Source organism: Rhizobium sp. P38BS-XIX, from assembly GCF_012641435.1.
Lineage (GTDB): Bacteria > Pseudomonadota > Alphaproteobacteria > Rhizobiales > Rhizobiaceae > Rhizobium.
Map to the genome: position 1 here is coordinate 1,354,567 of NZ_JABAIJ010000001.1, position 26,912 is coordinate 1,381,478.

General features: G+C 60.2%; 25 protein-coding genes. 11 read left to right on the plus strand and 14 right to left on the minus strand.

All coding sequences use genetic code 11. From position 1 onward, the window contains the following. Window positions 1-37: 37 nt before the first annotated feature. Together HGP17_RS06560 and HGP17_RS06565 are read right to left on the minus strand one after the other, a co-directional pair. Window positions 38-1,450: an FAD-linked oxidase C-terminal domain-containing protein gene (locus tag HGP17_RS06560; RefSeq protein ID WP_168807039.1), complete on the minus strand. Its 1,413-nt coding sequence runs from the start codon at window positions 1,448-1,450 to the stop codon at window positions 38-40. A gap of 163 nt (window positions 1,451-1,613) precedes the next feature. Beyond that, window positions 1,614-2,510 carry an AraC family transcriptional regulator gene (locus HGP17_RS06565; protein ID WP_168807041.1) on the minus strand — a complete coding sequence of 299 codons (897 nt, stop codon included), beginning with the start codon at window positions 2,508-2,510 and terminating at the stop codon, window positions 1,614-1,616. A 14-nt stretch (window positions 2,511-2,524) separates the two neighbouring features. Between HGP17_RS06565 and HGP17_RS06570 the strand changes: the two genes are divergently transcribed. Beyond that, window positions 2,525-2,932 (plus strand): DUF2000 family protein, encoded by a 408-nt coding sequence (locus HGP17_RS06570; RefSeq protein ID WP_168807042.1) that lies wholly within the window; start codon window positions 2,525-2,527, stop codon window positions 2,930-2,932. Between the two features lie 64 nt (window positions 2,933-2,996). Here the strand turns inward: HGP17_RS06570 and HGP17_RS06575 are convergent, their stop codons facing one another. From HGP17_RS06575 to HGP17_RS06590, 4 genes are all read right to left on the minus strand, one after another. Next, window positions 2,997-3,662 (minus strand): OmpA family protein, encoded by a 666-nt coding sequence (locus HGP17_RS06575; protein ID WP_168807044.1) that lies wholly within the window; start codon window positions 3,660-3,662, stop codon window positions 2,997-2,999. A gap of 184 nt (window positions 3,663-3,846) precedes the next feature. Beyond that, entirely contained in the window at window positions 3,847-4,860 is a 1,014-nt protein-coding gene (locus HGP17_RS06580) for a flagellin (protein ID WP_168807046.1), read from the minus strand. Window positions 4,861-5,108: 248 nt separating this feature from the next. Next, on the minus strand, window positions 5,109-8,261 hold the full coding sequence (locus tag HGP17_RS06585; protein WP_168808123.1) for an efflux RND transporter permease subunit: 3,153 nt from the start codon (window positions 8,259-8,261) through the stop codon (window positions 5,109-5,111). Further along, window positions 8,261-9,427 (minus strand): efflux RND transporter periplasmic adaptor subunit, encoded by a 1,167-nt coding sequence (locus HGP17_RS06590; protein WP_168807048.1) that lies wholly within the window; start codon window positions 9,425-9,427, stop codon window positions 8,261-8,263. Before HGP17_RS06590 ends, HGP17_RS06585 begins: the two co-directional genes overlap by 1 nt. 360 nt (window positions 9,428-9,787) lie before the next feature. Here HGP17_RS06590 and HGP17_RS06595 point away from each other — a divergent pair, with 360 nt between their 5' ends. Continuing rightward, window positions 9,788-12,253, plus strand: coding sequence for a UvrD-helicase domain-containing protein (locus HGP17_RS06595; RefSeq protein WP_168807050.1), 2,466 nt, complete (start codon window positions 9,788-9,790; stop codon window positions 12,251-12,253). Between the two features lie 123 nt (window positions 12,254-12,376). Here the strand turns inward: HGP17_RS06595 and HGP17_RS06600 are convergent, their stop codons facing one another. Then, the gene (locus HGP17_RS06600) at window positions 12,377-12,712 is read right to left on the minus strand and encodes a helix-turn-helix domain-containing protein (RefSeq protein ID WP_168807052.1); all 336 of its coding nucleotides are present in this window, start codon (window positions 12,710-12,712) and stop codon (window positions 12,377-12,379) included. 149 nt (window positions 12,713-12,861) lie between these two features. Between HGP17_RS06600 and gstA the strand changes: the two genes are divergently transcribed. From gstA to HGP17_RS06620, 4 genes are all read left to right on the plus strand, one after another. Then, the gene (gene gstA / locus HGP17_RS06605; RefSeq protein WP_168807054.1) at window positions 12,862-13,497 is read left to right on the plus strand and encodes a glutathione transferase GstA; all 636 of its coding nucleotides are present in this window, start codon (window positions 12,862-12,864) and stop codon (window positions 13,495-13,497) included. Window positions 13,498-13,767: 270 nt separating this feature from the next. Beyond that, window positions 13,768-15,051 (plus strand): sugar MFS transporter, encoded by a 1,284-nt coding sequence (locus HGP17_RS06610; protein ID WP_168807056.1) that lies wholly within the window; start codon window positions 13,768-13,770, stop codon window positions 15,049-15,051. Window positions 15,052-15,161: 110 nt separating this feature from the next. Continuing rightward, on the plus strand, window positions 15,162-15,785 hold the full coding sequence (gene pncA, locus HGP17_RS06615) for a bifunctional nicotinamidase/pyrazinamidase (RefSeq protein WP_168807058.1): 624 nt from the start codon (window positions 15,162-15,164) through the stop codon (window positions 15,783-15,785). An 81-nt stretch (window positions 15,786-15,866) separates the two neighbouring features. After that, complete coding sequence (locus HGP17_RS06620; protein WP_168807060.1) at window positions 15,867-16,952, plus strand: glycosyltransferase family 1 protein; 1,086 nt, start codon at window positions 15,867-15,869, stop codon at window positions 16,950-16,952. 4 nt (window positions 16,953-16,956) lie between these two features. Here HGP17_RS06620 and HGP17_RS06625 read toward each other — a convergent pair whose 3' ends face one another. From HGP17_RS06625 to gcvA, 4 genes are all read right to left on the minus strand, one after another. Further along, the gene (locus HGP17_RS06625; protein ID WP_168807062.1) at window positions 16,957-18,354 is read right to left on the minus strand and encodes a hypothetical protein; all 1,398 of its coding nucleotides are present in this window, start codon (window positions 18,352-18,354) and stop codon (window positions 16,957-16,959) included. Window positions 18,355-18,488: 134 nt separating this feature from the next. Next, window positions 18,489-18,677, minus strand: coding sequence for a helix-turn-helix transcriptional regulator (locus HGP17_RS06630; protein WP_168807064.1), 189 nt, complete (start codon window positions 18,675-18,677; stop codon window positions 18,489-18,491). Further along, window positions 18,674-19,054: a hypothetical protein gene (locus tag HGP17_RS06635; protein WP_168807066.1), complete on the minus strand. Its 381-nt coding sequence runs from the start codon at window positions 19,052-19,054 to the stop codon at window positions 18,674-18,676. The genes HGP17_RS06630 and HGP17_RS06635 overlap by 4 nt, the downstream gene beginning before the upstream one ends. Before the next feature lie 51 nt (window positions 19,055-19,105). Next, window positions 19,106-20,014 carry a transcriptional regulator GcvA gene (gene gcvA / locus HGP17_RS06640; RefSeq protein ID WP_168807067.1) on the minus strand — a complete coding sequence of 303 codons (909 nt, stop codon included), beginning with the start codon at window positions 20,012-20,014 and terminating at the stop codon, window positions 19,106-19,108. A gap of 123 nt (window positions 20,015-20,137) precedes the next feature. Here gcvA and HGP17_RS06645 point away from each other — a divergent pair, with 123 nt between their 5' ends. After that, window positions 20,138-20,842: an SDR family oxidoreductase gene (locus HGP17_RS06645; protein ID WP_168807069.1), complete on the plus strand. Its 705-nt coding sequence runs from the start codon at window positions 20,138-20,140 to the stop codon at window positions 20,840-20,842. Window positions 20,843-20,894: 52 nt separating this feature from the next. Here the strand turns inward: HGP17_RS06645 and HGP17_RS06650 are convergent, their stop codons facing one another. Beyond that, window positions 20,895-21,431 carry a DUF805 domain-containing protein gene (locus HGP17_RS06650; protein WP_168807071.1) on the minus strand — a complete coding sequence of 179 codons (537 nt, stop codon included), beginning with the start codon at window positions 21,429-21,431 and terminating at the stop codon, window positions 20,895-20,897. 350 nt (window positions 21,432-21,781) lie between these two features. Between HGP17_RS06650 and panC the strand changes: the two genes are divergently transcribed. After that, a complete protein-coding gene (gene panC, locus HGP17_RS06655) occupies window positions 21,782-22,657 on the plus strand; it encodes a pantoate--beta-alanine ligase (protein ID WP_168807073.1) in 876 nt (291 codons plus the stop codon). Window position 22,658: 1 nt separating this feature from the next. After that, window positions 22,659-23,480 (plus strand): 3-methyl-2-oxobutanoate hydroxymethyltransferase, encoded by an 822-nt coding sequence (gene panB, locus HGP17_RS06660; RefSeq protein WP_168807075.1) that lies wholly within the window; start codon window positions 22,659-22,661, stop codon window positions 23,478-23,480. A gap of 7 nt (window positions 23,481-23,487) precedes the next feature. On the opposite strand, the gene HGP17_RS06665 is transcribed toward panB, so the two are convergent. Beyond that, window positions 23,488-23,739, minus strand: a complete 252-nt coding sequence (locus HGP17_RS06665) for a DUF2164 domain-containing protein (protein WP_168807076.1) — start codon at window positions 23,737-23,739, stop codon at window positions 23,488-23,490. A gap of 230 nt (window positions 23,740-23,969) precedes the next feature. On the opposite strand from HGP17_RS06665, the gene HGP17_RS06670 reads away from it, so the two are divergent. Next, window positions 23,970-24,692, plus strand: a complete 723-nt coding sequence (locus HGP17_RS06670) for an AzlC family ABC transporter permease (RefSeq protein ID WP_168807078.1) — start codon at window positions 23,970-23,972, stop codon at window positions 24,690-24,692. A 2-nt stretch (window positions 24,693-24,694) separates the two neighbouring features. Beyond that, a complete protein-coding gene (locus HGP17_RS06675) occupies window positions 24,695-25,006 on the plus strand; it encodes an AzlD family protein (protein ID WP_168807080.1) in 312 nt (103 codons plus the stop codon). Between the two features lie 45 nt (window positions 25,007-25,051). Here the strand turns inward: HGP17_RS06675 and HGP17_RS06680 are convergent, their stop codons facing one another. After that, a complete protein-coding gene (locus HGP17_RS06680; RefSeq protein WP_168807082.1) occupies window positions 25,052-26,887 on the minus strand; it encodes an aminopeptidase P family protein in 1,836 nt (611 codons plus the stop codon). Window positions 26,888-26,912 lie beyond the last annotated feature (25 nt).

A 26,912-nucleotide genomic window follows, 5' to 3' on the forward strand; every position in this document is an offset into this window, starting at 1 on the left:
CCGGTAGCAAGCCAAGATCATGGGAATGCTTCACTTTTCAATGAGGGTGGAAGATTTTTCCGGGATTGAAGATGGCGTCAGGATCGAGCGCCTCCTTAACCTGACGCATCAGGTCGACCGCGTTGCCCAATTCCTGCTCGAGAAATGTCATCTTGCCCTGCCCGATCCCATGCTCGCCGGTGCAGGTCCCGCCCATCGCCAGTGCACGGGCATTGAGGCGCGCAACGAAATCCTCGATGACGGCGATTCCCTCCGGCGTCTTGTCGTCGAACAGTGCGAGCACATGGAAGTTGCCATCGCCCGCATGCCCGACGATCGGCGCAAGCAAGCCATGCGCCTCGATGTCGGCCTGGGTCTCGACGACGCACTCGGCCAGCCGTGAAATCGGCACGCAGACATCCGTCGAAAGGGCTGCCAGTTCGGGCGCCAGCGCACGGCATGCCCAGTAGGCATCGTGGCGAGCCTTCCAGAGCTTGTTGCGCTCCTCGGCGTTGGCGGTCCAAACGAAGTCGCCGCCGCCGCATTCGGCCGCGATCTCGGCAAACTGCTCGGATTGCAGCGCCACCGTCTCGTCCGTGCCGTGGAACTCGAGAAAGAGCGTGGGCTTTTCGTCGTAGGTCAGGCCGGAATAGCGGTTGCACGCGCGAATCTGCATGGCATCCAGCAGCTCGATGCGCGCGACGGGCACACCCATCTGGATGGTCAGGATAACAGCATCGCAAGCAGCCTTGATGTCGGGAAATGCACAGACGCCGCCCGCGATCTTTTGCGGAATACCCTGCAGCCGCAACGTGATCGACGTCAGCACACCAAGCGTTCCCTCCGCACCGACGAAAAGGCGGGTCAAATCATAACCGGCGGAGGATTTTCGGGCGCGGCGCGCTGTGCGGATCTCCTCGCCCTTCGCGGTGACGACGGTCACTGCCAGGACATTGTCCTTCATCGTGCCATAGCGCACGGCATTCGTACCGGAAGCCCGCGTGGAGGTCATACCGCCGATCGAGGCATTGGCACCCGGATCGATGGGAAAGAATAGGCCTGTGTCGCGCAGGTAGACATTCAGCTCCTCGCGCGTGATTCCAGGCTCGACCGTGCAGTCCAGATCCTCGGCATTGACTTCAAGCACACGATTCATCCGGCTGAAATCGATGGAAATTCCACCCTGCGGCGCATTTACCTGCCCCTCGAGCGACGAGCCCGTGCCGAAAGGGATGACCGGCACCCTGTGTTCGGCGCATGTCTTGACGACGGCCTGCACATCCTCACTGGTCTCGGCAAAAACCACGCCATCGGGTAGCTGCGACGGAATATAGGTCGTCGTATGGGCATGCTGGGCGCGAAAACTTTCACCCGTCTGGAAACGCTCTCCAAAAGCCTGTTTCAGCACTCCGAGAACGGCTTTGATCCCCGTTTCGTTGCGCGTTCCCGACTTCGCGTCAGCCAGAGCCATAGTCCGAATCTCCCATCGCGATCATTCGAGGGCGTTAACCCTTTGGCCGGTTCTATGAGACATCGGCGCGACGCTGTCCAGTCAAGAAAAAGCCGCACGTGACGGATGCAATGCGCGACCCAACCAAACCCCGTTGCCGACCTTATCGAAGGTCTTTCATCCCTCAGCGACGCGGTCGCGAGCCCCGCACCATGCTGCTCCATGCACCCGGCGGAATACCGAAAGCTTTCTTGAAATGCCGCGTCAAATGGCTTTGATCGGCAAACCCCGTTGCGGCGGCCACTTCGGCAAGCGAGTCGCCAAGGCCTATCATCAGCTTGGCGTGCTGCAGCCTGCGCATCAGCAGAAAACGATGCGGGCTCGTGGCGAAAACCGCGCGAAAATGGCGGGCAAGCGCAAAGCGATCGAGCCCGGTGACGCGCTCAAGTTCTTCGGACCGCACGCCGCGCATGACATGCTCCTCAAGATAATCTCTGGCTACCTTCACCTGCCCCCATGCGATGCTGCCCAAAGGTCGCTGCGGCAGGTTCGCATGCTGAACGAGACCATCGGCAAGACGGGCAACGAAATCATCGACGAAGAGATCGTCGAGTTCACGATCGAGCTCCCCGAGCGCCGCCAGAAGCAGCCCGGCGAGCCGGTCATCCTCCACGATCGGATCGCCGATGAAGGGCAGCCCGATACGGGCTGTCTCCAGACACTGAAACAGCACCGAAGGCTCCAGATAGAGCATGCGGTAGATGAGCCCGTCCTCGGTCGCCGCGCCACCGTCGTGCAGTTCGTCGGGATGCAGCACGATCACGCGTCCCGGCAGGCTGTAACGCTGCTCGCCGCGATAGCGAAAGGTCTGCACGCCCCGCATGGTCACACCGAGCGCATAGGTGTCGTGGCGGTGCAGTTCAAAGGCATCGCCGCGGAACTGGGCTTGAATGCGCTCGATACCGGGATAGGCGGGGGCCGAGAGGATGCTGTTCGTCTCCGGCGTGACGCACAAACGTTCAAGACCCTCGAAGATCTGTCCGGCTACATCGTCACGTAACGTCTCGTTTCCCGACTGCATGAAAGTGACCATCGATGTTCGATACCAAAATCGCGATCGTTCTGCGAAGCGATCTTCAATCCTGGCAAAAGCTGAATGTGACCGCGTTCCTGACGAGCGGTCTTGCCGGACAATATCCGGAAATCATCGGCGAACCCTACCGCGATCGCGCCGGCAACGTCTACAACGCTTTGTCGGTCCAGCCGATCATCGTGCTTTCGGCCGATGAGGAAAGCATGGCCACCATACATCGACGCTCGCTCGAACGCGGTGTCATTTCCTCGCTTTTCATCGAGGAAATGTTCAAGACCGGCCATGACGCCGCCAATCGTGCCATGTTTTCGGAATTCGCGCCCGACGATGCCAAGGTCGTCGGCATCGCGCTGCGCGCGGACAAAAAGATCGTCGACAAGATCACCAAGGGCGCCAGCATGCACGGCTGAGCAGGCCGTAACAAAAAGGCCGGGTCGCAAAACCCGGCCTTTTTGTTACGATCGTGCCGCCAGATCAGTTCTGGGCGATCGGCGCGATCTGGATTTCGACGCGGCGGTTCTGGGCGCGGCCAGCCTCGCTGGCATTCGATGCGACCGGCTGTGACGGGCCGAAGCCGATCGCAGACATGCGGCGCTGGTCGATTCCCTGGCTGCCGAGATAGGACGCAACCGATCCGGCGCGGCGCTCGGACAGATCCTGGTTATGCTGCAAGCTGCCGGTCGAGTCCGTGTGGCCGTTGACGTCGATCAGCGTGCGGTTGAACTTGCGCAAAACGATCGCGACGGAATTCAGCGTTGCGAAGAATTCCGGCTTGATCGCATCCTGGTCGATGTCGAAGGTGATTGCAGACGGCATGTTCAGGATGATGCGGTCGCCGACGCGGGTGACGGAAACGCCGGTGCCCTGCAGCTGCTGGCGCAGTTCGGATTCCTGCTGATCCATGTAATTGCCGATCCCGGCGCCTGCGAGCGCACCGACGCCGGCGCCAATCAGCGCGGCATTGCGGCGCGAGGCCGGCGAGTGACCGATCAGAAGCCCGGCAACCGCGCCGACACCGGCGCCAATCGCTGCACCGCCGGCTGTATTGGAGACTTTCTGCTCCCCCGTATACGGGTCGGTGGTCGTGCAGGCGTTCAAAAAGGCTGCCGCTAGGGCAAGAATGGCAATTTTCTTGATCATGGAATCGTCGCTCTCCAGTTCGATGGCCGCAGCAGATATGAAGCATTGCGGCAATATGATGAAGAGAAACCTTATTCGCGCCTCTGTCCCCAGCGCATGGGACAAAGGCGGTCTTTTTGAGCGTGATGGTTGCCGTTTTTCATCGGCGGGATCGTCAATCATCCCACCTAGCCCATGCTCTCGGTCAAAGATTCTGGAAGAGTTGTGTCACGGTATTGTAGCTCGCATTGGCAATCGAGAGCGATTGCAGACCGAGCTGCTGCTGGGTCTGTAATGCGAGCACCTTGCTGGACTGCTGCTCCATGTCCGCATCCACGAGCTTGCCGACACCGCTGGTCAGAGAGTCGCTCAAGTTCTTGGCAAATTCGGTCTGAAGATTGATGCGGGATTCGAGCGAGCCGAAGGCCGAGCCTATCGTGTTGAGCTGCTGCAGCATCCCAGTGACCGTATTGACCATGTCAACGATCGCACCCTTGGTCGTATTCGCATCCAGCGAAATCTCGACCTGGCCGCTGGTACTGCCGTTCTTGGTGCTGATGAGAACATAGTTTTTCGCCGAACCCGCCGCGGTGGCGAACGCCGTCGAAGTCAGCACGCCATAGCCACCCGTGCCGCTCGATTGATCGTCGATCAGATAACGCGCATCGTTTGCGGTGATGGCACCCGTCGTCGCCGTTACGCCCGCATAGTTCAGCATGCCGATCGAGACTGTCCCATGCGAGCCGCGAATCAGTGATCCGGGAACCTCATGCGGTTCTGTCGGATCGGCACCGTCCCGCAGGACGGTCCAGTTGACGCCGTTGAACGTCGCCGACTCTCCGATGCTGCGCAGCTGTTGTTTCAGCTGCGAGATCTCGTCATTGAGCTTGGATTTATCCACGCTCGTCTCATAGGCGCTGACGAGCTTGGTGCGGATCTCCGTCACGACATCGATCGCGCTGCTGACACCTGTGGAAGCGGTACTGACCGTGGATGCGGCGAGCCCAAGCGCATCCTGCACCGACGAGATCGAGCCGATATCGGTGCGCGTCATCGTCGAGATTTTCCAGTAGGTGGCGTTGTCCTTGACCGTCTGAACCCGCAGGCCTGAAGACATCTGCCGCTCGGCATTCGTCAGTTTGGTTTGGGTGTCTTTCAGCACTTCCAGTGCTGTAGTCACAGAGGGACTGACCCTGATGAAGGTCGAAAAAATACTCACGACACAAGAACTCCGGACGCAACAATACGCAACAAATACTAGGAGACATCGGAACCTTGCCGCGTGCGCTCATGCGCGCGGGCCGACGTGTCGGCGAACAGGGAGCACGGCAAAAACAACACCGATGCTCCAGCGGTTACACCCCGACATGATTAGCAAACACGCTTAATAAAGCGCTAATTCGAACGCATGATTTACCATAAATGAGAGCGCCGGCCGCAGAAAAAGCAACCCAACCGTGTCCGACTTCACTCGGCGGCGCGCAGACCAGCGAGTTTGCTACGCAATGCCGCATCCGACATCTCGTCGTGCAGACGCTGTTCCTCATGCGTCTGAGGCTTGGCGAAGCGGGCAATCAGCAGATAGGCGACCGGTGTGATATAGAGCGTCACCAAAGTTGCAAAACCAAGGCCGCCGACGATGACCCAGCCGAGCGCAACGCGGGCTTCCGCGCCTGCACCTTCGGCGAAAACCAGCGGCACGCCGCCGAGAATGGTCGCGATCATCGTCATCATCACGGGGCGTAGGCGCAATGCGCAGGCCTTCTCGATCGCCTCGCGCACGCCCTCACCCTTGTCACGAAGCTGATTGGCGAATTCGACGATCAGGATGCCGTTTTTCGCCATGACGCCGACGAGCAACACAAGGCCGATCTGGCTGTAGATGTTGAGGCTGGAGCCGGTAATGACGAGTGCGAAAATCGCGCAGGCGAGACCGAGCGGCACCGTGGACATGATGATCAGCGAGGACAGGACGCTTTCGAACTGCGCGGCAAGCACGAGGAAGATGATGACGATGGCAAAGCCGAAAGTCAGCGCCATGCCGCTGGAGTTTTCCTGCAGCGTCGCGGCTTCGGCCAAGGGCATCAGGCGCGCTCCGGGAGGCAGAAGCGGTGTTGCAATCTGCGTGACTTCATCCACAGCCTGACCGAGCGACATGTTGTTCTTGAGGCCGGCCGTGATCGCCACCGATGCCAGTTGCTGCTCGCGGGTCAACTGAGGCGCAACGGCATTCTCCTTCAGGGAGGCAACAACCGACATCGGCACGATCTTGCCGTCACCCGTCTTCAGAAAAACATTTTCGAGATCCGTGGGATCGTCGATAGGCCGCATCGTCGAGGTCAGCAGCACTGGGTAGGACTCGCCTGCGACGAAGACATCGACCACCGAACGCCCCTCAAGCAGCGACTGCAGCGCGACCGAAAGACCCGATATGTCGATGCCGAGATCCGACGCCCGCTCTCGATCGATGGCAACGGAAACCTGGGCCTGCGTCGGCTCGTTATTGAGCCGTGGCGTGTCGAACCGGCCCGTTGCATCGAGCGCCTGCACAAGCTTCAGCGCCGATGCCGTCAGTTCCTCATGATTGTTGCCGATAATGGCCATCTGCACGCCGCTGCCGGCGCCGCGAATGCGCAGACTATTGGCCTGGATGACATTACCTCTTAGTGCCGGCACGTTTGCCATAGCGCGGTTGATGTCGGTGACGATATCCTGCTGTGTGCGGTCGCGATCGCTCCAGGGCGCCAGCGTCAGCACCATGAAGCCGCTGTTCTTCTGGCTGCTCATCCCCGAGATCGCATAGATGTTGCGGATATCGCCGCTGTCCACCAGCGGCTGCAGCCCCTCCTCCACGCGCTGCAGCTGGTCCTTCGTATAATCCAGCCCGGCGCCCTGCGGCGTCGTCAGCCGAAGCATGACCATGGCCCGGTCCTCGTTCGGCGTCAGCTCGCTCTTGACCGTCATGAAGGCCAGGACAGCCGCAGCCGAAAACAGGCCGCAGAAGACGATGACGACGAACGGCACGTTCAGGCAGCTGCGCAGCGTGCGGCGATAGACAGCGGCAAACAGCTCGCCGAAACGACCGAGCACGCCATGATCCTCGCGCATCTCCTTCGTCAGCATCCGGGATGCAAGCATCGGACACAGCGTCAAGGCGACGATCGACGACAGGCCGACGGAGAAGGCCAGCACGAAACCAAACTCGCGAAACAGACCACCCACCTGCCCCGGCAGGAATGACAACGGTATGAACACGGCGGCGAGCGTCGCGGTCGTGGCGATGACCGCGAAGAAGACCTCGCGCGTGCCGAGCACGGCAGCGGCCCGCGGGCCGATCTTTTCGGCCCTGCGGCGCACGATGTTCTCAAGCACGACGATCGCGTCGTCGACCACCAGACCCGTGGCCAGCACGATCGCCAGCAGCGTGAGAATATTCACCGAGAAGCCGACCATATAAAGCGCGGCGAGCGTCCCTGTCAGCGCGACAGGCATGGTGACGACCGGGATCAGCGTTGCGCGCCAGTCCCGCAGGAAGAGATAGATGACGACGGTGACGATCAGCGCCGAAAGCACGAGCGCGAGCACCACCTCGTGGATCGCACCCTGAATGAACACGGCATCGTCGCTGGTGATGACGATGCGCGTACCCTCGGGCAGCGATTTCGACAGCTGCGCGACGACGGCCTTCACGCCCTCGGAAATATTCAGCGTGTTCGATTGCGCCTGTCGGATGATACCGAGACCGACGCCCTGCACACCGTTCGAGCGCAGCGCGGTTGTGCCGTCTCGTGGCCCGAGCGTGACGGTGGCGACATCGGACAACCGCACGCGGTTCTTGATGATCAGCCGCGAAAAATCCTCCGGCGTCTGCAAAGCCGCCGTCGCGCGAACGACGATATCCTGACGCGCGCTCTTCAGCGATCCCGCCGGCACGTCGAGCGCCGCCGTCGAAAGCGCAGTTGTCAGATCGCCGATTGTCAGTCCCCGACCGGCGAGCGCCGCCTGATCGACATCGATGCGGAAAACCTTCTCCTGATCGCCGTAAAGCTCGACATCGGCGACGCCCTCGACCGATGCGAGGCGATCGGTAATGTCCCTGTCGACAAGCTGCGTCAGGTCATCCATCGTCAGCGTGCTCGATGTAACGGCAAGACGCATGATCGGCTGCGAATCCGAATCCGCCTTGACGATCTGCGGCGCATCCGCCTGATCCGGCAGTTGCTCCGTGATGCGGCCGATCGCGTCGCGAACGTCGTTGGCGGCAACAGATAGATCCGTCGCATCGGAGAACTCGAGCGTTACCCTGCTCTGACCGAAGGACGAGCTGGATGAGACCGATTTCAGACCGCTGACGCGGGCAACCGCGCCCTCGATGATCTTCGTCAGCTCCTGGTCGACCGTCTGCGGCGATGCGCCATCGAAAACGGTTCGAACGGAGACGACCGGTCGATCGACATCGGGCAGCTCACGCACTTCGACGCCGAAATAGGCGGCAAGGCCGGCAACGACTAGCAGCGTGTTGAACACCAGCGCCAGGATCGGCCGGCGCACGAAAAGCGCGGTAAAGGACTGCTTGTCCGGCCGCGCGGCGCCCTCGTTCAAATCGTCACCCGACCCCATCATTGCGTGATGACCTCCGAGGCCTGCGCGACATCGCGAGCGAAACGAACAGCGCCACCCTCCGTCACCCGCTGCAAACCTTCCGTGACGATGAGATCGCCGTCGCGCAGCTCGCCCTTCACCAGGACGGCATCCGGATTGCGCTGCACGATACTGACCCTCACCTTGGACGATTTTCCATCGGCGACGCGCCACACATGCGCACCCTCGCCGTCCCATTGCACGGCCAGCGGATCGACGGATGGATAACTATCTCCTGCAAAACGCATGCCGACGTTGAAGGACATGCCGGCTCGCAGCTCATCCGCGGCATTGTCGATGCGGGCGCGCACACGCAGCGTCCGGCTGGCGCCGTCAACACGATTGTCGATCGCTTCGACCACGCCCGTGAAAACGCGCCCCGGCAGCGCGACCGATGTCGCCTCCACCGGCTGCTCGACCTTCACCGTGTTGGCAAAGCGTTCCGGCACCCAGTAATCCACCAGGATCTCGGAGCGATCATCGAGCATGACGATATTGCTTGCGGTCGTGACGTTGTCGCCGACGACAACGGGCACAATGCCGACGATGCCATCGATCGGCGCGACGACATCGCGCCGCCTCAGGGCCAATTCGGCCGATTGCAGCGCCAGTTTGGCTCCCTGCTCGACGATTTCGGCATCGAAGACATCCATGCGCGAGACGCTGGATTTGATGTTCCGGTAAAGCTGCGATTTCTCCGAAGCGCTTTTCAGCGCCACCTCCGCCTGTCCGCGAGCAATGATCTGCTCGTCGTCATCGAGGCGCGCCAGCACTTGCCCCTGCTGCACGCGATCACCGGACTTGATGAGGATTTCGCGGATCGTGCCCGCAGCCTGAGGCATGACAATGACGGAGCGGATCGCATCACCCGTGCCGATCGCGCTGAGCCGATCATTAACGATGCCGCCGACAACCGGCTCGGTGACGACAAGAGGAATGTTCTGACCGCGCCGCCTGCCGGAATTGTCAGCCGTATTGGCCGTGCCGTCCTTGAGAGCGTCGGCAGGCCTGATCATCGCAACGATATGGTCAGGTAGACCGGCCTTCTGCAACAGGTCTGCTGCACCCGGCACGAAGGCCACGGCAACGGCGATCGCCCCCACCAGCAAGATTATAGACAAGGAAAGCTGCTTCCAGGCGGTCATGCACGTCTCCGGCTCGTGTGTCAGAGGCGATGAAATCGCGTCGTTGATGTCTGCGCGGCCCCTTATCACCCAGCGCACTTACCGGGGCCGAATTCGCGTCGGGCATCGTCGTAATGCAAGATTGTGCCCGATTTGGCGCAATATCGTGTCTTTGGGTACATCCGGCAAGCTTTGGTACATATTATGACGAAGATGTAATCTTTGCGCGAGCAACGACACGTTTCATCGCCGCGTCGACAAACGCTTTGCGAGCGTACACCACTACGCGATCGCGGATTTTAGCCTGTGAATGTGCACTTTTTGTTCTAGTTTCGGCCCGTTTCTTTTGCCTTTCGGGGCAGAATCATTACATTGGGCGGCATGACCATTGGACATGACGATATTCCCTTCTTTGACGAGGAGCCGGAGCACACGGCACCGCGCCGTTCTGCGCCGGCGTCCGGCGGCATTGGCGGCGGCATCGCGGCCCGCGCCATGGCGGCTCGCGACAGCGGCCGGCGGCCTGACTATCTCTCGGGTCTTAACGCCGAGCAGGCGGAAGCCGTGGAAACGCTCGATGGCCCCGTTCTCGTGCTTGCGGGCGCCGGCACCGGCAAGACGCGCGTGCTGACCACCCGCATCGCCCATATCCTGTCCACCAACCGCGCCTTCCCCAGCCAGATCCTCGCGGTGACGTTCACCAACAAAGCGGCACGCGAGATGAAGGAACGTATCGCACTTCTCGTCGGCGGTGCGGTCGAAGGCATGCCATGGCTCGGCACCTTCCACTCGATCGGCGTCAAGCTATTGCGCCGCCATTCCGAGCTGGTCGGCCTCACATCCAGCTTCACCATTCTCGATACCGACGACGTCACCCGCCTGATCAAGCAGCTGATCCAGGCCGAGGGGCTGGACGACAAGCGCTGGCCGGCCAAGCAATTCGCCGGCATGATCGATAACTGGAAGAACAAGGGCCTCAGCCCCGCCGATATTCCGGAGGGCGACGCCCGCGCCTTTGCGAACGGCAAGGGCCGCGAACTCTATGCCGCCTACCAGAACCGCCTGAAGACGCTGAACGCTTGCGACTTCGGCGATCTCCTGCTGCACCCGATCAACATGTTCCGGCAGAACCCGGATATCCTCAAGGATTACCACCAGCGTTTTCGCTACATTCTGGTCGACGAGTATCAGGACACCAACACGGCGCAATATATGTGGCTGCGCCTGCTGGCGCAGCGGCAGAAGGGCGAGCCGCAGAACGTCTGCTGCGTCGGTGACGACGACCAGTCGATCTATGGTTGGCGCGGCGCCGAAGTCGACAACATCCTGCGCTTCGAGAAAGATTTCCCGGGCGCCAAGGTTATCAAACTCGAGCGCAATTACCGCTCCACCGAGCATATTCTCGGTGCCGCCGCGCATCTGATCGCCCATAATGAGGGCCGGCTCGGCAAGACGCTGTTTACCGATCGCTCCGATCCCGACGACATCAAGGTGCAGGTGCACGCCTCCTGGGATTCCGAGGAGGAAGCGCGCGCCATCGGCGAAGAGATCGAGCAGCTGCAGCGCAACAAGCACAAGCTCAACGACATCGCCATCCTCGTACGCGCCTCTTTCCAGATGCGCGAGTTCGAAGATCGCTTCGTCACGCTCGGCCTGAATTATCGCGTCGTCGGCGGCCCTCGCTTCTACGAGCGTCTCGAAATCCGCGATGCCATGGCCTATTTCCGCCTCGTCTGCCAGCCGGCCGACGATCTCGCCTTCGAGCGCATCATCAACACGCCGAAGCGCGGCCTCGGCGACACCACCGTGCGTACCCTGCATGACTATGCCCGCGCCCGCGACATCCCGATGCTGGCGGCGGCAGCCGATATCATCGAGACGGACGAAATGAAGCCGAAGGCGCGCAAGGCGCTGTTCGACGTCGTGCAATCTTTCCGCCGCTGGCAGGAACTGCTGGAAAACACGCCGCATACCGAGCTTGCCGAGCAGATCCTCGAAGAGTCCGGCTATACGGATATGTGGAAGAACGACAAATCGGCGGAAGCGCCGGGACGCCTGGAAAACTTGAAGGAACTCATCCGTTCGATGGATAGTTTCGAATCAATGCGCGGCTTCCTCGAGCACGTGTCGCTGGTGATGGATGCCGAGCAGAACGAAAATCTCGACGCCGTCTCCATCATGACGCTGCACTCGGCCAAGGGCCTGGAATTCGACACGGTGTTCCTGCCCGGCTGGGAGGAAGGCTTGTTTCCGCATCAGCGCTCGCTGGACGAAAGCGGCCGAGCCGGTCTGGAGGAAGAGCGCCGCCTCGCCTATGTCGGCATCACCCGCGCCAAGCGCCGCTGCCACATCTGGTTCGTCTCCAATCGACGCATCCACGGCCTCTGGCAGTCCACAATCCCCTCCCGCTTCCTCGACGAGTTGCCGGAAACGCATGTTCAGGTCGCCGAAGTCGAGCAATCCTATGGCGGATACGGCCGCGGCGGATACGGCCAATCGCGCTTCGACAAGGCCGAACCATTCGCGAATTCCTATTCGACACCCGGCTGGAAGCGCGCCCAGGCGAACCGCAATGATGCGACCCGCGACAACTGGGGCAGCCGCTCAGGCCACGCCGTCGAGCGCATCGGCTACGGCGAAAGCGGCCCGAAGGTTCGGACCATCGACGGCGAGCTGGTGGCCAAATCCACCTCCTCCGAACCTTCGAAATTCGCCATTGGCGACCGCGTCTTCCACATCAAATTCGGCAACGGCAACGTCTCCGAGATCGAAGGCAACAAACTGACGATCGAATTCGACCGCGCCGGGCAGAAGCGCGTGCTGGACGGGTTTGTGGAGCGGGTTTGATTGGACTAAGCCAACCCTCTGGTTTGGGACCAGAGGGCGCATTGATGCGATGGCAAAGATCAAGCAGATCGACAAGAGAGACCCGATTGGCGGGATTTTTACGACCTGTTCTGGTGAAGCCGCTTATGCGTCGGCTATCTGCGCATCCCGATCCTTAAGCCACAGTCCAAATTCCTTGACCACGGCCACGACCTTCTCCAAGCGACGCCCATACTCCGTCAGCGAATACTCGACCTTCACGGGAACAGTCGGATAGACCGTGCGACTGATTAGGCCCGCCTCCTCCAGCGCCCGCAGATCAAGCGTCAGCATCCTCTGGGAAATCCCCGGCATCAGCCGCCGCAGCTCGTTGAAGCGCTGCGGACAGTCGACCAGATAGGACACGATCAGCAGCCGCCAGCGGCCTCCCAGCAGATGCATCGCCTCCTCGACGGAGCAGCCGGTCACGGTCTTTTTCATCGCACATCCCTCATGCCTGAGGCGGTATAATTTTTGTACCTAGATGTCAAACTTTTCCGTTCTTACGATTCTATACCGCGTGGACTACATGGTTCAGCGACAGCCTTTCCAAGCGAAGGCTGGCTCGAAAAACACCATGGAGGCCTCTCGTGAAACTGTACTACATGCCCGCAAGCTGCTCGCTCTCACCCCATATCGTCATCAATGAGCTTGCCCTCGATGTTGAGATGATCAAGGTCGACCATACCAACCACAAGACAGAGGCAGGGCTTGATTTCTATGACGTCAATCCGCACGGCTATGTGCCTGTTCTCGAACTTGACGATGGCAGCCATTTAAGCGAAGGGCCGGTGATCGTTCAGTATCTGGCGGACCTGAAGCCGGACGCCGGATTGGCGCCTGCCGCCGGAACGATGGAACGTTACAAGCTGCAGGAGATGCTCAGCTTTCTCTCAACGGAGATCCACAAGGGATTCATTCCACTTCTCTATGCGCGGCTCGCCGGCAACTATGTCGAGACCGCCAAGCCGAAACTTGAAAAGCGCTATCAGTGGATCAACGCGCACCTCGCCGATCGCACCTTCCTGATGGGCGATCGCTTCACCGTTGCCGATGCCTATCTCTTTGCATTGACGGGTTGGGGCCAAGCGGCGTGGCTCAAGTCTTACTATCGGGCGGGCATTCATTTCGATGAACTGGATCATCTCGCCGCCTGGTATGGCCGCGTGAAGCAACGCGATGCTGTAAAGAAGTCGATCATAGAAGAAGGATTGGCGCTTAATTGAGCGCCTAATCCGCTCTCAGACCCATCACGCAACGGCCTTATAAACGCATTCTGACACTTGCGGGTTCCCGCATTGCTGCAATGCAAAATCCGCATCGCTAGCATGCTACCAATATAAGCCCAATCGATTATATCGACATTAGCGGCTTCGGGATACCGCGTCTCCCGCGGCATCCCGGCAAGCCGCCGCCAGTCTGTCTTTCGGCCCGTTCGGGCTTATCGCCCGGGCCGACCATCGAAGCCTGGCAAAACATAAATCGAGGATAAGAAAGTGGCTGGCTCAGCAACAAGCTCTGCGCCCACCAGCGCCCGTGCATCCGCACACCAAGGCCAGGGCAATTACCAATTCGCGCTCATCGCACTCACCTCACTCTTTTTCATGTGGGGTTTCATCACCTGCCTGAACGACATTCTGGTCCCGCACCTGAAGAGCGTCTTTCAGCTCAATTACACCCAGTCGATGCTGATCCAGCTCTGCTTCTTCGGTGCGTACTTCATCGTATCGCTCCCGGCTGGCGCGCTGGTAAAGCGCATCACCTATAAGTGGGGCATCGTCGTCGGCCTCGCGATCTCTGCAGTCGGCTGCGCGCTATTCATTCCAGCCGCCAGCTACCGGGTTTACGCGCTCTTTCTCGGCGCTCTCTTCGTGCTTGCCGCCGGCATCACGATCCTGCAGGTCGCCGCCAATCCCTATGTCACCGTGCTGGGACCGCCGGATACGGCTGCTAGCCGCCTGAATCTGACGCAGGCCTTCAACTCGCTCGGCACGACGATTGCGCCGCTCTTCGGCGCCATGCTGATCCTGTCGGCCGCGACCGTTGCCGCAGCGAATGCGACGCCGGAGCAGCTCGATGCCATTCGCATGACCGAGGCGAACGCCGTCAAATTCCCGTACTTACTGCTTGCTGCCGCCTTCCTCGTTCTCGCCGCCATCTTCGCGGCACTGAAACTGCCGGAAGTCGAAGATGAGGAAACTGTCGAGCCGATGCGTGGCGGCGGCTCTGCCTGGCAGTATCGCCATCTCGTGCTCGGCGCCGTCGGCATTTTCCTTTATGTCGGCGCCGAGGTCAGTGTCGGCAGCTTCCTGGTGAATTTCCTCAGCCAGCCCGATATCGCCCACCTCTCCGAGGCGGACGCCGCCCACTACGTCTCCTATTTCTGGGGTGGCGCGATGGTCGGCCGGTTCATCGGCTCGCTGATCATGCGACACATCGACGACGGCAAGGCGCTCGCCTTCAATGCCGCGATCGCCATCATCCTGCTGATCGTGACGGTGTTGACCACCGGCCATGTCGCCATGTGGTCCGTGCTGGCGATCGGCCTGTTCAACTCCATCATGTTCCCGACGATCTTCAGCCTGGCGCTGCATGGTCTCGGCAAATACACGAGCCAGGGCTCGGGCATCCTGTGCCTGGCGATTGTCGGCGGTGCCGTTCTGCCCGTCATTCAGGGCGGCCTTGCCGATACCATCGGCATTCACCTCGCCTTCCTGATGCCGATCATCTGCTACCTCTACATCGCCTTCTATGGTCTCAAGGGCCACAAGCCGGCGTAAGCTCTTGCAAAGCATCGCGCCTCGTCGCCATGATCGGCGGGGCGCAAAAGGCTTGATCCGAAGCGCGCTGCTTGGCATCGTGCAGCGCATCAAACGGAAGGACAGGCCTCATGAAAGCATTGCTGCTCATCGACATCCAGAACGGCTTCTGCCCCGGCGGCAATCTTCCGGTACCGGAGGGCGACCAGGTTGTGCCCGTCGCCAATGCTCTGATCGATAGCGGCAAATACGATCTCATCGTGGCCTCGCAGGACTGGCATCCCGCCGGTCACGGCAGCTTCGCCTCCGCCCATCCCGGCAAGACGCCCTTCGAGATGGGAACACTATCCGGCAAACCGCAAATGATGTGGCCCGATCATTGTGTCCAAAACACCGTAGACGCCGAATTCCATTCCGACCTCCATACGGCCGCAGTCGATTTCATCCAGCAGAAGGGTCAGAATCCGCTGGTGGACAGCTATTCCGCCTTCCGCGACAATGATCAGGCCGCTCTCACCGGCCTTGCAGCCTATTTGCGCAACAAAGGCGTTACCGAACTCGATCTCTGCGGCCTGGCAACGGATTACTGCGTGAAATTCTCAGCGATCGACGCCGTCGAAATGCTTCCCGGCGTGAAAGTCCGCTTCATCGAGGACGGAAGTCGCGGCATCGATCCCGCTGGCGTTAATGCTGCAATCGAGGAGATGCGGTCGCGCGGTGTGACGATCGCCCACAGCCGCGATGTCCTTGCTTAAAATCAGGCGCTGGCGGCTAAACCTTCCCTAAAGAAAATCGTGCAAACTATGCCCGATCAACAGGATATCGGGATTTTTTGCGTGCAGTCGATCATCATCAACGGGCGTTTTCTCGGCCAGCCGCTTTCCGGCGTGCAGCGCTTTGCGCGCGAACTGACGTTGGCGCTCGACCGGAAGATTTCCGCAGGCGCTGTTCCCGCTGCCTTGAAAGGCGCCCGCTGGCGATTGGCCGTGCCTCGCAACACGCCGGTCGATATCGAGCTCTCATCCATCGCGGTCGATTCCTTTGGCTCTGGCCCCGGCCATCTCTGGGAGCAGACCGCTCTGCTGGCCCGTTCACGCGGCAGCCGGCTGATCGGCTTTGGCGGCAGCGGCCCGCTCCTGCATCGCCGTCAGGCAGTCGTCATCCACGATGTCACCATCTTTAGACACCCGCAGTCCTTCAAGCGCAGCTACCGCCTGCTGCATGGCGCGCTCGGCGCGGTGCTGACCCGCACCGCCAGGATCGGCACCGTCTCGGAGTTTTCGCGCAACGAGATTGCGTCCGTCTTCCGTGTGCCGGCCGGCGGCATCGATGTCGTCTACAATGCCGTCGATCACTTCGCAGCACTCCAGCCGGACGAGACGATCATTCAGAGACTTGGATTAAATACAAATGGCTTCTTTCTTCTCGTCGGTACGATGAAACCGAACAAGAACCTCGATTTCGCCATTCGGGCGTTCGAAGCGCTCAAGGATGAGAGCCAGAAGCTGGTGGTGGTAGGCGGCACAGCCCCGAGCGTGTTCAAATCGGACGGCCCCCAATCCAACGATCGGCTACTCTTTGCTGGCCGTCTGACGGATGCCGAGATCGCCGCACTCGAGCGCCATGCGACAGCCTTTGTCTTCCCAAGCATCTATGAGGGCTTCGGCATCCCACCCCTGGAAGCCATGACACAGGGCTGCCCGGTGCTTGCCGCCGACATTCCCGCCGTGCGTGAAGCTTCCGGCGACGCCGCGCTTTATTTCGATCCCACGCGACAGGATGAACTGGTGTCCGCCATGACGAGGATCGCGAACGACGGCGCCCTGCGGGAGGATTTGCGCCGGCGCGGCCATACCAATGTCGCGCGGTTCTCATGGGATGGCAGTGCGGACTGCGTGCTTTCGATGCTGGAAGCTCTCTGACCTCTCAGGATTGAGCACGCGGCCTAAACATCATGACGAAATAACTGTAGAGCCCGAGCAGGCAGAAAAGCCCACCGCCGATCACGCCGACGACAACGGAGATCCATAGCGAGTAGCCGAAGCCCGCCGTTGCCAGCACCGGCACCGCCAGGCCGATGGCAGCAAGCACGACCGGCTGCCAGGCAAAATCGAAGGGCAGCGACATCAAAACCTTGACGCCAATGACCATGGCGATGACAGCCCCGACCATGCCGCCGGCCATCAGTGCCGCGTCTCCGACATAGCCGAGGTAGCCGCCGGCAAGCGCTCCGGCGTTCAGCAGGATGCAGTCGATCACCGCCAGCAGGAAAATCGCAAGCAGTCGATGCCGCAGATGCGCCGGCGTCGGCAGCATGTTGAACGTCAGCGCCCGACAGGTGGCAAGCCCGATCACAAAAGGCGCGGCTGCGAGGAACCCCTCGCGCAGACCGGCGGCAATCACCAACTGCCCGATCGGTTGCAACAGGGCGAAAATGCCGGCTGCCGTCATAAGCGTAAGCCCGGCGAGCAGCGAATAATAATCGCCCAGCTGCTTCCGGAATTCGGGTGACGCCCCCTCGCGATCGTAGCGCGCCACCACATCGGGATACTGAATGGCCTGCAAGGCGGAGACGATCAGCACAAACGGCCGCTGCAACAGGTCGAGAGCCAGCAGGCCGCCGGCCGCCGCCTCTGCCCCGAGCGCTGCCGTCAGGATCGACTTCAGCCCAAGCGGCGCCAACAGTCCGATGACCGAGGCGCCGGCAGCGACGCTGCCGTAGACGAAGTGCTTGCGGACGAGCGACGGCTCGAAAGCCGCAGCCTCACGCAGGCTGTTGCGCGTCAGAAGCATGGCCAGAAAGCCATAGGCGATGTAGCCGGCCAGCAGTCCCGCGACGGTGAAGGTAAAGGTTGGAGCGAAGGCGGCGCCCGCAAGCGTTCCGACGGCGAGGATGGTCGCGCGCGAGCCTTGCAAACGCGAAAAGGCACGAAATTCCTGGCGAAAGCGCAACATGGTCAAATGCAGATCGCTGCCGCCCTGCAGAATGGCGACCAAACCACCGAGCAAGGCTATCTCGCCCGGCACCGACAACACGATCGACGCCGCGGCAACGATGAGGCAGACCACGGAACATGCCGCGAATTCGATGGTCAGCGCCCGCCGCTCCAATGCCTCGCTTCCCGGCGTCTGGCCCGGATAAAAACGGCTGCAGGCAAAGCGGATCCACTCGAAACAGAAAATCGATCCAAATTGGCTGATCGAAATAAACAGCGAGTATCCCGCATAATCCGACGGGGTCAGCAGATGTGCCACGACGATCAGCAGCCCGAAGGCCACCGCCGCCTGATAGAAATACGCTGCCAATGCCACGATCTTTGCCATGGCTGCAGCTAACAGCAAAAGATTGAGAAAAGCGCTAATCCGCCGCCGGAATTTCACCGGCGACAGTGTGATCGCGACATCGGCTCACGCTCTAACGGTGAGAAGACCAACAAACCGTCGAATGCCGAACGTCATCACTCCGCAAAGATCTCTTCGATCGGAAGGGCAAAGACCCTGGCAATGACGAAGGCCAGCGGCAGGCTTGGATCATACCGCTCATTCTCGATGGCGTTCACGGTCTGCCGGGAGACGTTGAGCAGGGCCGCAAGATCACCTTGCGACCAGCCCCGTTCAAGACGCAGAGCCTTCAGCCGGTTCTTCATCGATAGCGCCGATGGCTGATGACGCCGCCAATGATCCACAACGTCGACATCAGGGGCCAGACGGCAAACATCGTCAGCTTGGGATAGCCCACATTTTCGAGAAAACCATAGCTGAATGTGATCAGCGCCGTGCCGGCAAAAGCAAGCGAAAACGCCTCCAGCTGGATCTTGCGCTGCAACTCGTCGACGCGACGCAGCTGCCGCAGCACTGAAATCGCGATAAAAATCCCCGGCAGCATCGGCGCGAGAGATATCACGGTTTTCCAGGAACCGTCTTCCACCATGCCATGATTGATCAGCCAAAGCGAAACGGTCAGCACGACGCAATAGGCGAATAGGCTGGCTCCGAGTTCCCTAAGATAGCGGTATCTTGCCATAAGCGGCCTCCTGTAAAGCATGCTTTACATATGATGTCTCGAAACAGGATGTCAAGCATGCTTTACATATCGCGAACGCTTCGCCTCATCGCTGATCCAGCCGATGACCGTCTCGACTGCCGTGGATTTCCGGTAGCGCGGCCAGACGAGATAGAAATCCATGGGGCCGCTCAGCGCACCCTGGCCGACCTGGATCAGTCGCCCTTCGGCCATGTCGCTCGCGACGAAATCGCGGTTGGCGAGCACGATGCCCTGCCCGGCAATGGCCGCCTCGATCGCATGGGACGTCTGGTTGAAACTGATGCCCTTGTAGAATGCCTGAGCAGTTCCTCCGAAATGGCGCTCGATGAATTCGGGCCAGGAATTGTGGGCATCGTGAAGCAGCGCATAGTCCGCAAGCTCCTCCGTCGTTGTTGGCGGCTTGCGGCCAGACAAGAGGGCGGGGCTGCAAACGGCAATAATGTCCTGCTCGAAAAGCAACTCCGTCGCCAACCCCGGCCCGAAGGGTGGCCGACCATAGCGGACGGCGAGATCCACTCCATCCGACTGAAAGCCGGACATCCGCTCAGTCGCCAGGATATGAAGATCGAGATCGGGATGACGAGCCGTGAAATCCGGCAGGCGCGGAATCAGCCATTTCGACGCAAATGTCGGTGTGGTGCTGATGGTGAGCTTGACTGGTTGCGGCCGCAAGTCGCCTGTCGACTGGGCGATGATCTCGAAGGCACGTCTGATATCGGCGATATAGGCGCGTCCCTCGCCCGTCAAAACCAGGCTCCGCGGCATGCGCTCGAATAGTTTGACGCCGAGCTCTGCTTCAAGCCCGCGCACCTGCTGGGCCACGGCACCCTGCGTGACCCCAAGCTCCTCGGCGGCCAGCCTGAAGCTGCGATGCCGCGCCGCAACTTCAAAGGCTTTCAAGCCATTCAGAGAGGGAATTTTACCGAGGGATCCGTTCATGCGATAGTTTTTCTACTGGCATCCAAGAGTTTAACTACTTCGTCTTCGTGCAAGGAAAATGATATTTCATCGGTAAGTTCGATACAATCAGCGCATTTGATCCAGTTGGAAGAGGAAAAAGATATGTCGGCACAAAAAGTGGCAATCATCACTGCAGGCGGCAGCGGCATGGGCGCGGAAAGTGCCAGACGCCTTGCCGCCGATGGCTTCAAGGTCGCAATTCTCTCGTCCTCCGGAAAAGGCGAGGCCCTTGCCGCCGAGCTTGGCGGCATCGGCATTACGGGCTCCAATCAATCCAATGACGATCTCAAGCGTCTGGTCGATGCGACGATGGAGAAATGGGGACGCATCGATGTGTTGGTAAACAGTGCCGGCCATGGCCCCCGCGCTCAGATCCTTGAGATCACGGACGAGCAGTGGCACACCGGCCTGGACGTCTATCTGATGAACGTCATCCGTCCGGTCCGGCTGGTTGCTCCGATCATGCAGAGCCAAACATCCGGCGCGATCATCAATATTTCTACGGCCTGGGCGTTCGAACCCTCGGCGATGTTCCCGACTTCGGCCGTTTTCCGTGCCGGCCTTGCCTCCTACACGAAAATCTTCGCCGACACCTATGCGGCCGACAATGTTCGCATGAACAACGTGCTACCCGGGTGGATCGACAGCCTGCCTGCCACCGCGGAGCGCCGCGACAGCGTACCGATGAAGCGCTACGGCACCAGTGCCGAAATTGCCGCGACCGTCGCCTTCCTGGCCTCCGATGGAGCAGGCTACATCACCGGCCAGAACCTCAAGGTCGACGGCGGATTGACCCGCTCGGTGTAGTCCAGGCGGAAAATCGAAGCAGGCCGCGTCGGCTTTTTCACTCAGGCCGACGCTAGCTCTTGAGGCCGCGTTGACCGAAACTGGCCCTCTTGCCGGCAGCTGTCGTTCTCGCTGGCGCAGCATATGCAGTTGGAGTTTGTTGAGGCACAGCCTTGGAATCGTCTGTTCCCGCATGCGTGAAAAAATCGCTCCGGGTCCATAAGAGCAGAACGCAATAGAACATTCCCAATGCGCGATATACTTCCTGGAGCGCTGTTGACATTGATGCGGCAGGCATCAGTAGCCATGAAACCGTCACGGCGACATAAGTCGATAACAACAAGAGAGCGACACCGCGTGATCGGATGCCCAAGTCACGTATTCTGGCGGCCTGGAGACTCAAATCCATCCATAGAAACGGAGCGAAGAGGAGCATGAAGGGCAAGAATGCCAGAGGCGAGGAGAAGACCGGTTTTCCATGACTGGCAAATGCCATAACGGAAAACAGAAGCACAAGCACGATACCGCCCACAGCGCTGATAGCAAGACGCCACAAGAGATACTGCCCGCGCGTCAGACGCCCCTGAAAACAAAAAAGAACTTCAATCACGCGATTACCCCCCACGCGATCCCCAACGATTGCACCACAGCATGCAGGCCCTTAGGCCCCATGAAGGTTTCATCTCAAATTTTATCGAAGGGGCAACTTTAAGGTTTTGTGCCACAAGCCCAGCTGCTTCTTCGGTCCATTGCGCATTTTTTCAATACCGGCGCTCGGCTCCGCAAAAGACATGACCTCACTTGTCGCCAAGGCGCTGGGTCTTCGTGGAGGCGCAAAGACCTATCCCTCAGTTCGGCGTCACGAATTGCTTTTTTGCACTGCACACGTTAGACAACCCGCCACATTCAGGGGATGGAAACGGGCGGTGTGGGCGGACCTGCCTCGGGAGGATTGCCACGATGGACGTCATCACCACGATAGCTGCCTTGCGCGAACGGCTGACGGAGCATCGCAAGGCAGGCAAGCGTATAGGCCTGGTGCCGACCATGGGTTATCTGCATGCCGGACACATGGAGCTTGTGTCCCGTGCCAAGGCAGAAAATGACGTCGTCGTTACCTCCATCTTCGTCAATCCGCTGCAGTTCGGCGCCAATGAGGATCTGGCGAAATATCCGCGCGATCTTGAGCGTGATAGCGCCATGCTCCGTGGTGCGGGCGTAGATTATCTTTTCGCCCCCGGCGTCACGGATATGTACCCGCGTCCGATGGAAACCGTCGTCGATGTGCCGAAGCTAGGTGCCGAGCTGGAGGGCACGGTTCGCCCGGGCCATTTTGCCGGTGTTGCCACTGTCGTCACGAAGCTCTTCAATATCGTCCAGCCCGACAGCGCCTACTTCGGCGAGAAGGATTATCAGCAGGTCGCGGTCATCCGGCGCATGGTCGAAGATCTGGCGCAGCCCGTTCGTGTCGTGCCGGTGCCGACCGTGCGTGATGCCGATGGTCTCGCCCTCTCTTCGCGCAACGTCTACCTCTCCGGGCAAGAACGCGCAGCCGCTGTTATCGTCCCCAAGACACTTGCGGAAGCCGAACGGCTATACGAGTTCGGTGCGAACGATCCGGCAGCATTTGAGGAGGCTCTCAGCGCCTTCATCGAAAGCGAACCGCTGGCGACAGCGGAAGTCGCCGCCGTTCGGCATCCGGACACGTTGGAGACGCTGACGACACTTCAAGGTCATCCCGTTCTGATCGCGCTCTTCGTGCGCATCGGCACCACCCGCCTGCTCGACAATCGCGTTATCGGCCGCAAGCCGTCCACCAGTGAAGGGATCGCTTGAGATGAGCACCGTCGGACACACCAGGCGCGCCACGCCCGCTGCCATCGAGGCTATGAAGGGCCAGCGCCTCATCGTCAGCCTGACCGCCTACACGACGCCGATTGCCCGTCTCCTCGACCCGCATTGTGACCTGCTTCTGGTCGGGGATTCCCTCGGCATGGTCCTCTATGGGCTGGAAACGACGGTTGGCGTCACCATGGAGATGATGATTGCGCATGGCCAGGCCGTCATGCGCGGCGCAAACCATGCCTGCGTCATCGTCGATCTACCCTTCGGCTCCTATCAGGAATCGAAGGAGCAAGCCTTCCGCAGTGCGGCTCGCATTCTGAAGGAAACCGGCTGCGATGGCGTGAAGCTGGAAGGTGGTGAGGAAATGGCGGCGACCGTGGCGTTTCTGACCAGTCGCGGCGTTCCGGTCTTCGGACATATCGGACTGATGCCACAGCAGGTGAACACGACAGGCGGTTATCGCTCGCTCGGTCGTTCCGAGAAGGAAGCCGAGAAGATACGCCGCGATGCACACGCCATCGCCGAAGCTGGCGCTTTCGCCATGGTGATCGAGGGCACGGTCGAGCCCCTCGCCCGCGAAATTACCGCCTCCGTCGCAATCCCCACCATAGGCATCGGCGCATCCGCAGCCTGCGACGGGCAGATCCTCGTTTCCGACGACATGCTCGGTCTGTTCAGCGATTTCAAGCCGCGCTTCGTCAAACATTTCGCAGAGCTGGCGCCCATGGTCTCCAAGGCCGCGGAAGCCTATGCCGAAGAAGTGAAGGCCCGTACGTTTCCCGCGCTGGAGCACACATTCCAGCCGAAAAAGTAAGGTGAGATCAGTCCTTCGCCGGCTCTTTTTCCAGCAGATAGATCGCCTCGCCGAAATCGTCCATCTTGCTCATCAACGCTGCATGAGCATCTCGCAGACCCTGATTGTAGTAGTAGGGTCCGATCTCGCTGGTGAAGAAATCGAGCAGGAACTCGCCGGGCAAAGTCCCGAGTGTCTGGTCCAGTTCATCGGCGAAATAGCGCTGAAGGCGGGCGACGATGGCGGCCTTCTCTTCCTTCGTGAAAGTTATCTTCTGCATTCTTCCTCCCGGTTTGCTCGCGAAACCAGCGAATGGCTTCAACGAAATCAATTGACCCATCAACTAAATTCAATTGCTGGCTCGACACGCACCGCTTACACGTCCCGCCATTGAACAGCGCGCAAGCCTATGCGCAAGGGGCAACCATCGTTGTGCTCCATGCGGGCTTCGCACCCTCGACATCGCACCCCCGAGCATTGCCGGGCTTTCCATGAAGGACAAAGCGGACCATGAGTCGCGCGGAATTTCTTGACGGGTTGAAGGGTGGCATTCCCGTCGGCCTAGCTGCCGCACCCTTCGGCGCCCTGTTCGGCGCGCTGGCGCGCGATCAGGGCATGTCTCTCGGCGAATTGACCCTGATGAGCGGCACCGTCTATGCCGGCGCCAGCCAGATGGTCGGACTGGATCTCTTCGGTCACAACGTTCAGGCTTGGCTGATCGTGCTGTCGATCCTGGCGGTGAATTTCCGTCACGTGCTCTATTCCGCTGCGATCGCGCGCTACATCAGGCATTTTTCGCTAGTCGAGAAGTTCTTCACTTTCTTTCTGCTGGTCGATCCGCAATTTGCCGAAACCATCAAGCGCCACGAAAGCGGTAAGCCGGTGACCTTTGCCTGGTATTTCGGCTTCGCCGCGATGATCTATATCCCCTGGGTGGTCGTCAGCCTGATCGGCGGCCTTCTCGGGAGCCTGATCGGTGATCCGAAATCCATCGGCCTCGACATCCTCCTGCCGATCTATTTCCTCGGGATCGTCATGGGCTTCCGCAAGCGCGATAACTTCCTGCCGGTCGTCGCCGCGAGCGCGATAGCTTCGGCCATCGCTCATCGTTATGTGGGTTCGCCCTGGCATGTCAGCATCGGCGCGCTGGCAGGCATCATCCTTGCCGCGGTGCTGCCGCCGGTAAAGGCGAACCGCAAACCCGACATAGCGCACGAAAGCCACGAGGTCTGACCATGCTCGACTTCAATCCGCATATGGTCATGCTGATTGCCGCCGCAGCCGTGGTGACTTTCCTGACACGCATCGGCGGCTATATCCTGATCGTCAAGATGACGCGCATTCCGCCACGCGTCGAAGCAGCACTGAATGCCGTGCCCGCCGCCGTATTGACAACACTCGTCGCACCCGCCTTTTTCATTGGCGGTTGGGACACCAAGGTGGCGATGCTCGCGGCTCTTCTTGTCGGCCTACGCTATCCCTCGACCTATATGCTGGTTGCCGGATGGATCGTCGTTATGGCGTGGCGCCATTCCATCGGCGCGTGAGGCACCAAGAATCCCACCCCGTGGAAACGGGATGGGGTCCATTTTTCAATGATGAAGTGCGAGCGTGGCATTCTCCAGCCATGCCCGAACATCATGATCGTGGATCAGCGGCATCAGCGCCTCGCGCGTCCGCACGTGATATTCGTTCAGCCAATGCAGTTCATCATGCGTCAGCAGTTCAACGAGCACCAGGCTCCGGTCGATCGGGCAGAAGGTCAGTGTCTCGAAGCCCAGCATCGGCATATCGCCGCCTTCGATCTCCTCCGGATCACGGATGAAGATCAGGTTTTCGATACGGATGCCGAAATGGCCCGGACGATAATAGCCCGGCTCGTTGGAGAGGATCATGCCGGGCAGCAATTCCTGCACGGCAAGGCGAGCGATGCGCTGCGGCCCCTCGTGCACGGAAAGATAGGATCCGACGCCGTGGCCGGTGCCATGGGCGAAATCGACGCCCGCCTTCCAGAGTGCGATGCGCGCCAGCGGATCGAGATCGCAGCCGCGCGTACCCTTCGGAAAACGCGCCGTGCTGATGGCGATCATGCCCTTCAGCACCAAAGTAAAGAGACGCTTGTGCTCTTCTGAAACTGTGCCGATACCGACCGTGCGGGTAATATCTGTGGTGCCGTTGATGTATTGCGCACCTGAATCGATCAGGAACAGTTCACCGGCCTGGATCAGCCGGTCGCTCTCCGTGGTCACACGATAATGCATGATAGCCGCATGTTCGCCGGCGCCGGAGATCGTGTCGAAAGAAATATCCTTCAGCGGGTTCTGCATGCTTTCGCCGACGCGCGCGCGGCAAGCTTCCAGCCGTTCGGCAGCGGCGATTTCCGTCACCGTGCCTGGCTTGCTCGTCTCGAGCCAGTAGAGGAATTCGACCATGGCGGCACCATCCTGCAGGTGTGCTGCGGCCGAGCCGTTAATTTCCGCCGCATTCTTGCAGGCGCGCGGTAGCTTGGCGGGATCATTGCCCTCGACCACCTCCCCGCCGCCGTGACGGATGATATCCGTGAGCGCATAGGAAGCGAGATCGGGATCGACCAGGATGCGCGCACCGTTGGCCGCCGCCTCGGACAGACGCTTGCCGAGTTCGGAAGGCGGCAACTGCTTGCAGATCTGCGCGAGATAGGCTTCCGCCTCGACCTTGGTCTTGCGCTTGTCGAGAAAGAGCTCAGCGGAACCTTTGGCGTAGATGATCGCGCGGGCCAACGGATGCGGCGTGTGCGGAACGTCGCTGCCGCGGATGTTGAAGATCCAGGCGACCGAGGATGGATCGGTGATCAGCGCCGCCTTCAGATTTTTCTCTTTGAGACCGCTGGCAATCGCCGCCAGCTTGTCCTTGGCGAGAACGCCCGCCTGAGCGATATCCTGAATGATAACGTTGCCCAGCGGCTCGGCCGGCCGATCTGCCCAGAGCTTGTCGAGCGGATTGTGCGGCAGGAAGACGAGCTTCCCGTCAATCTCGGCCAGCGCTTTTTCCAGTCGGCGCACTTCGGCGCCCGTATGCAGCCATGGATCGATGCCGAGCCGGAAGCCTTTCTTCGCATGGCGCGGCAGCCAGATATGCGCCGGTTCGTTCACAAGGTCACCACCGGTGAACACGGTGCCATCCACCTGCTCGGCAAGCTGCGTCACATAGCGACCATCGACGAAAACGACGGCCTGAGAGTGTGTCACAAGCGCAACACCCGCCGATCCAGTGAAGCCCGTTAGCCATGCCAGACGCTCCGAGCACTTGGGTACATACTCGCCCTGATACTCGTCGGCACGCGGCACGAGGAAGCCGTCAATGCCGAGATCGCTAAAGGCGGCACGCAGACCGGCAACGCGCTCGCGGCCGAATTGCGGGGTGGATGTGACATCGAAAGACTGAAACATGAGCTGATCCGAAGCTATAGAGAAT

What these genes read in the sequence shown, in the direction of transcription:
- HGP17_RS06560 (WP_168807039.1), bottom strand. Translation starts at nt 1,450, where the DNA reads ATGGCTCTGGCTGACGCGAAGTCGGGAACGCGCAACGAAACGGGGATC.
- HGP17_RS06565 (WP_168807041.1), bottom strand. Translation starts at nt 2,510, where the DNA reads ATGCAGTCGGGAAACGAGACGTTACGTGACGATGTAGCCGGACAGATC.
- HGP17_RS06570 (WP_168807042.1), top strand. Translation starts at nt 2,525, where the DNA reads ATGTTCGATACCAAAATCGCGATCGTTCTGCGAAGCGATCTTCAATCC.
- HGP17_RS06575 (WP_168807044.1), bottom strand. Translation starts at nt 3,662, where the DNA reads ATGATCAAGAAAATTGCCATTCTTGCCCTAGCGGCAGCCTTTTTGAAC.
- HGP17_RS06585 (WP_168808123.1), bottom strand. Translation starts at nt 8,261, where the DNA reads ATGGGGTCGGGTGACGATTTGAACGAGGGCGCCGCGCGGCCGGACAAG.
- HGP17_RS06590 (WP_168807048.1), bottom strand. Translation starts at nt 9,427, where the DNA reads ATGACCGCCTGGAAGCAGCTTTCCTTGTCTATAATCTTGCTGGTGGGG.
- HGP17_RS06595 (WP_168807050.1), top strand. Translation starts at nt 9,788, where the DNA reads ATGACCATTGGACATGACGATATTCCCTTCTTTGACGAGGAGCCGGAG.
- HGP17_RS06600 (WP_168807052.1), bottom strand. Translation starts at nt 12,712, where the DNA reads ATGAAAAAGACCGTGACCGGCTGCTCCGTCGAGGAGGCGATGCATCTG.
- pncA (WP_168807058.1), top strand. Translation starts at nt 15,162, where the DNA reads ATGAAAGCATTGCTGCTCATCGACATCCAGAACGGCTTCTGCCCCGGC.
- HGP17_RS06625 (WP_168807062.1), bottom strand. Translation starts at nt 18,354, where the DNA reads ATGGCAAAGATCGTGGCATTGGCAGCGTATTTCTATCAGGCGGCGGTG.
- HGP17_RS06630 (WP_168807064.1), bottom strand. Translation starts at nt 18,677, where the DNA reads ATGAAGAACCGGCTGAAGGCTCTGCGTCTTGAACGGGGCTGGTCGCAA.
- HGP17_RS06635 (WP_168807066.1), bottom strand. Translation starts at nt 19,054, where the DNA reads ATGGCAAGATACCGCTATCTTAGGGAACTCGGAGCCAGCCTATTCGCC.
- gcvA (WP_168807067.1), bottom strand. Translation starts at nt 20,014, where the DNA reads ATGAACGGATCCCTCGGTAAAATTCCCTCTCTGAATGGCTTGAAAGCC.
- HGP17_RS06645 (WP_168807069.1), top strand. Translation starts at nt 20,138, where the DNA reads ATGTCGGCACAAAAAGTGGCAATCATCACTGCAGGCGGCAGCGGCATG.
- panC (WP_168807073.1), top strand. Translation starts at nt 21,782, where the DNA reads ATGGACGTCATCACCACGATAGCTGCCTTGCGCGAACGGCTGACGGAG.
- panB (WP_168807075.1), top strand. Translation starts at nt 22,659, where the DNA reads ATGAGCACCGTCGGACACACCAGGCGCGCCACGCCCGCTGCCATCGAG.
- HGP17_RS06665 (WP_168807076.1), bottom strand. Translation starts at nt 23,739, where the DNA reads ATGCAGAAGATAACTTTCACGAAGGAAGAGAAGGCCGCCATCGTCGCC.
- HGP17_RS06670 (WP_168807078.1), top strand. Translation starts at nt 23,970, where the DNA reads ATGAGTCGCGCGGAATTTCTTGACGGGTTGAAGGGTGGCATTCCCGTC.
- HGP17_RS06675 (WP_168807080.1), top strand. Translation starts at nt 24,695, where the DNA reads ATGCTCGACTTCAATCCGCATATGGTCATGCTGATTGCCGCCGCAGCC.
- HGP17_RS06680 (WP_168807082.1), bottom strand. Translation starts at nt 26,887, where the DNA reads ATGTTTCAGTCTTTCGATGTCACATCCACCCCGCAATTCGGCCGCGAG.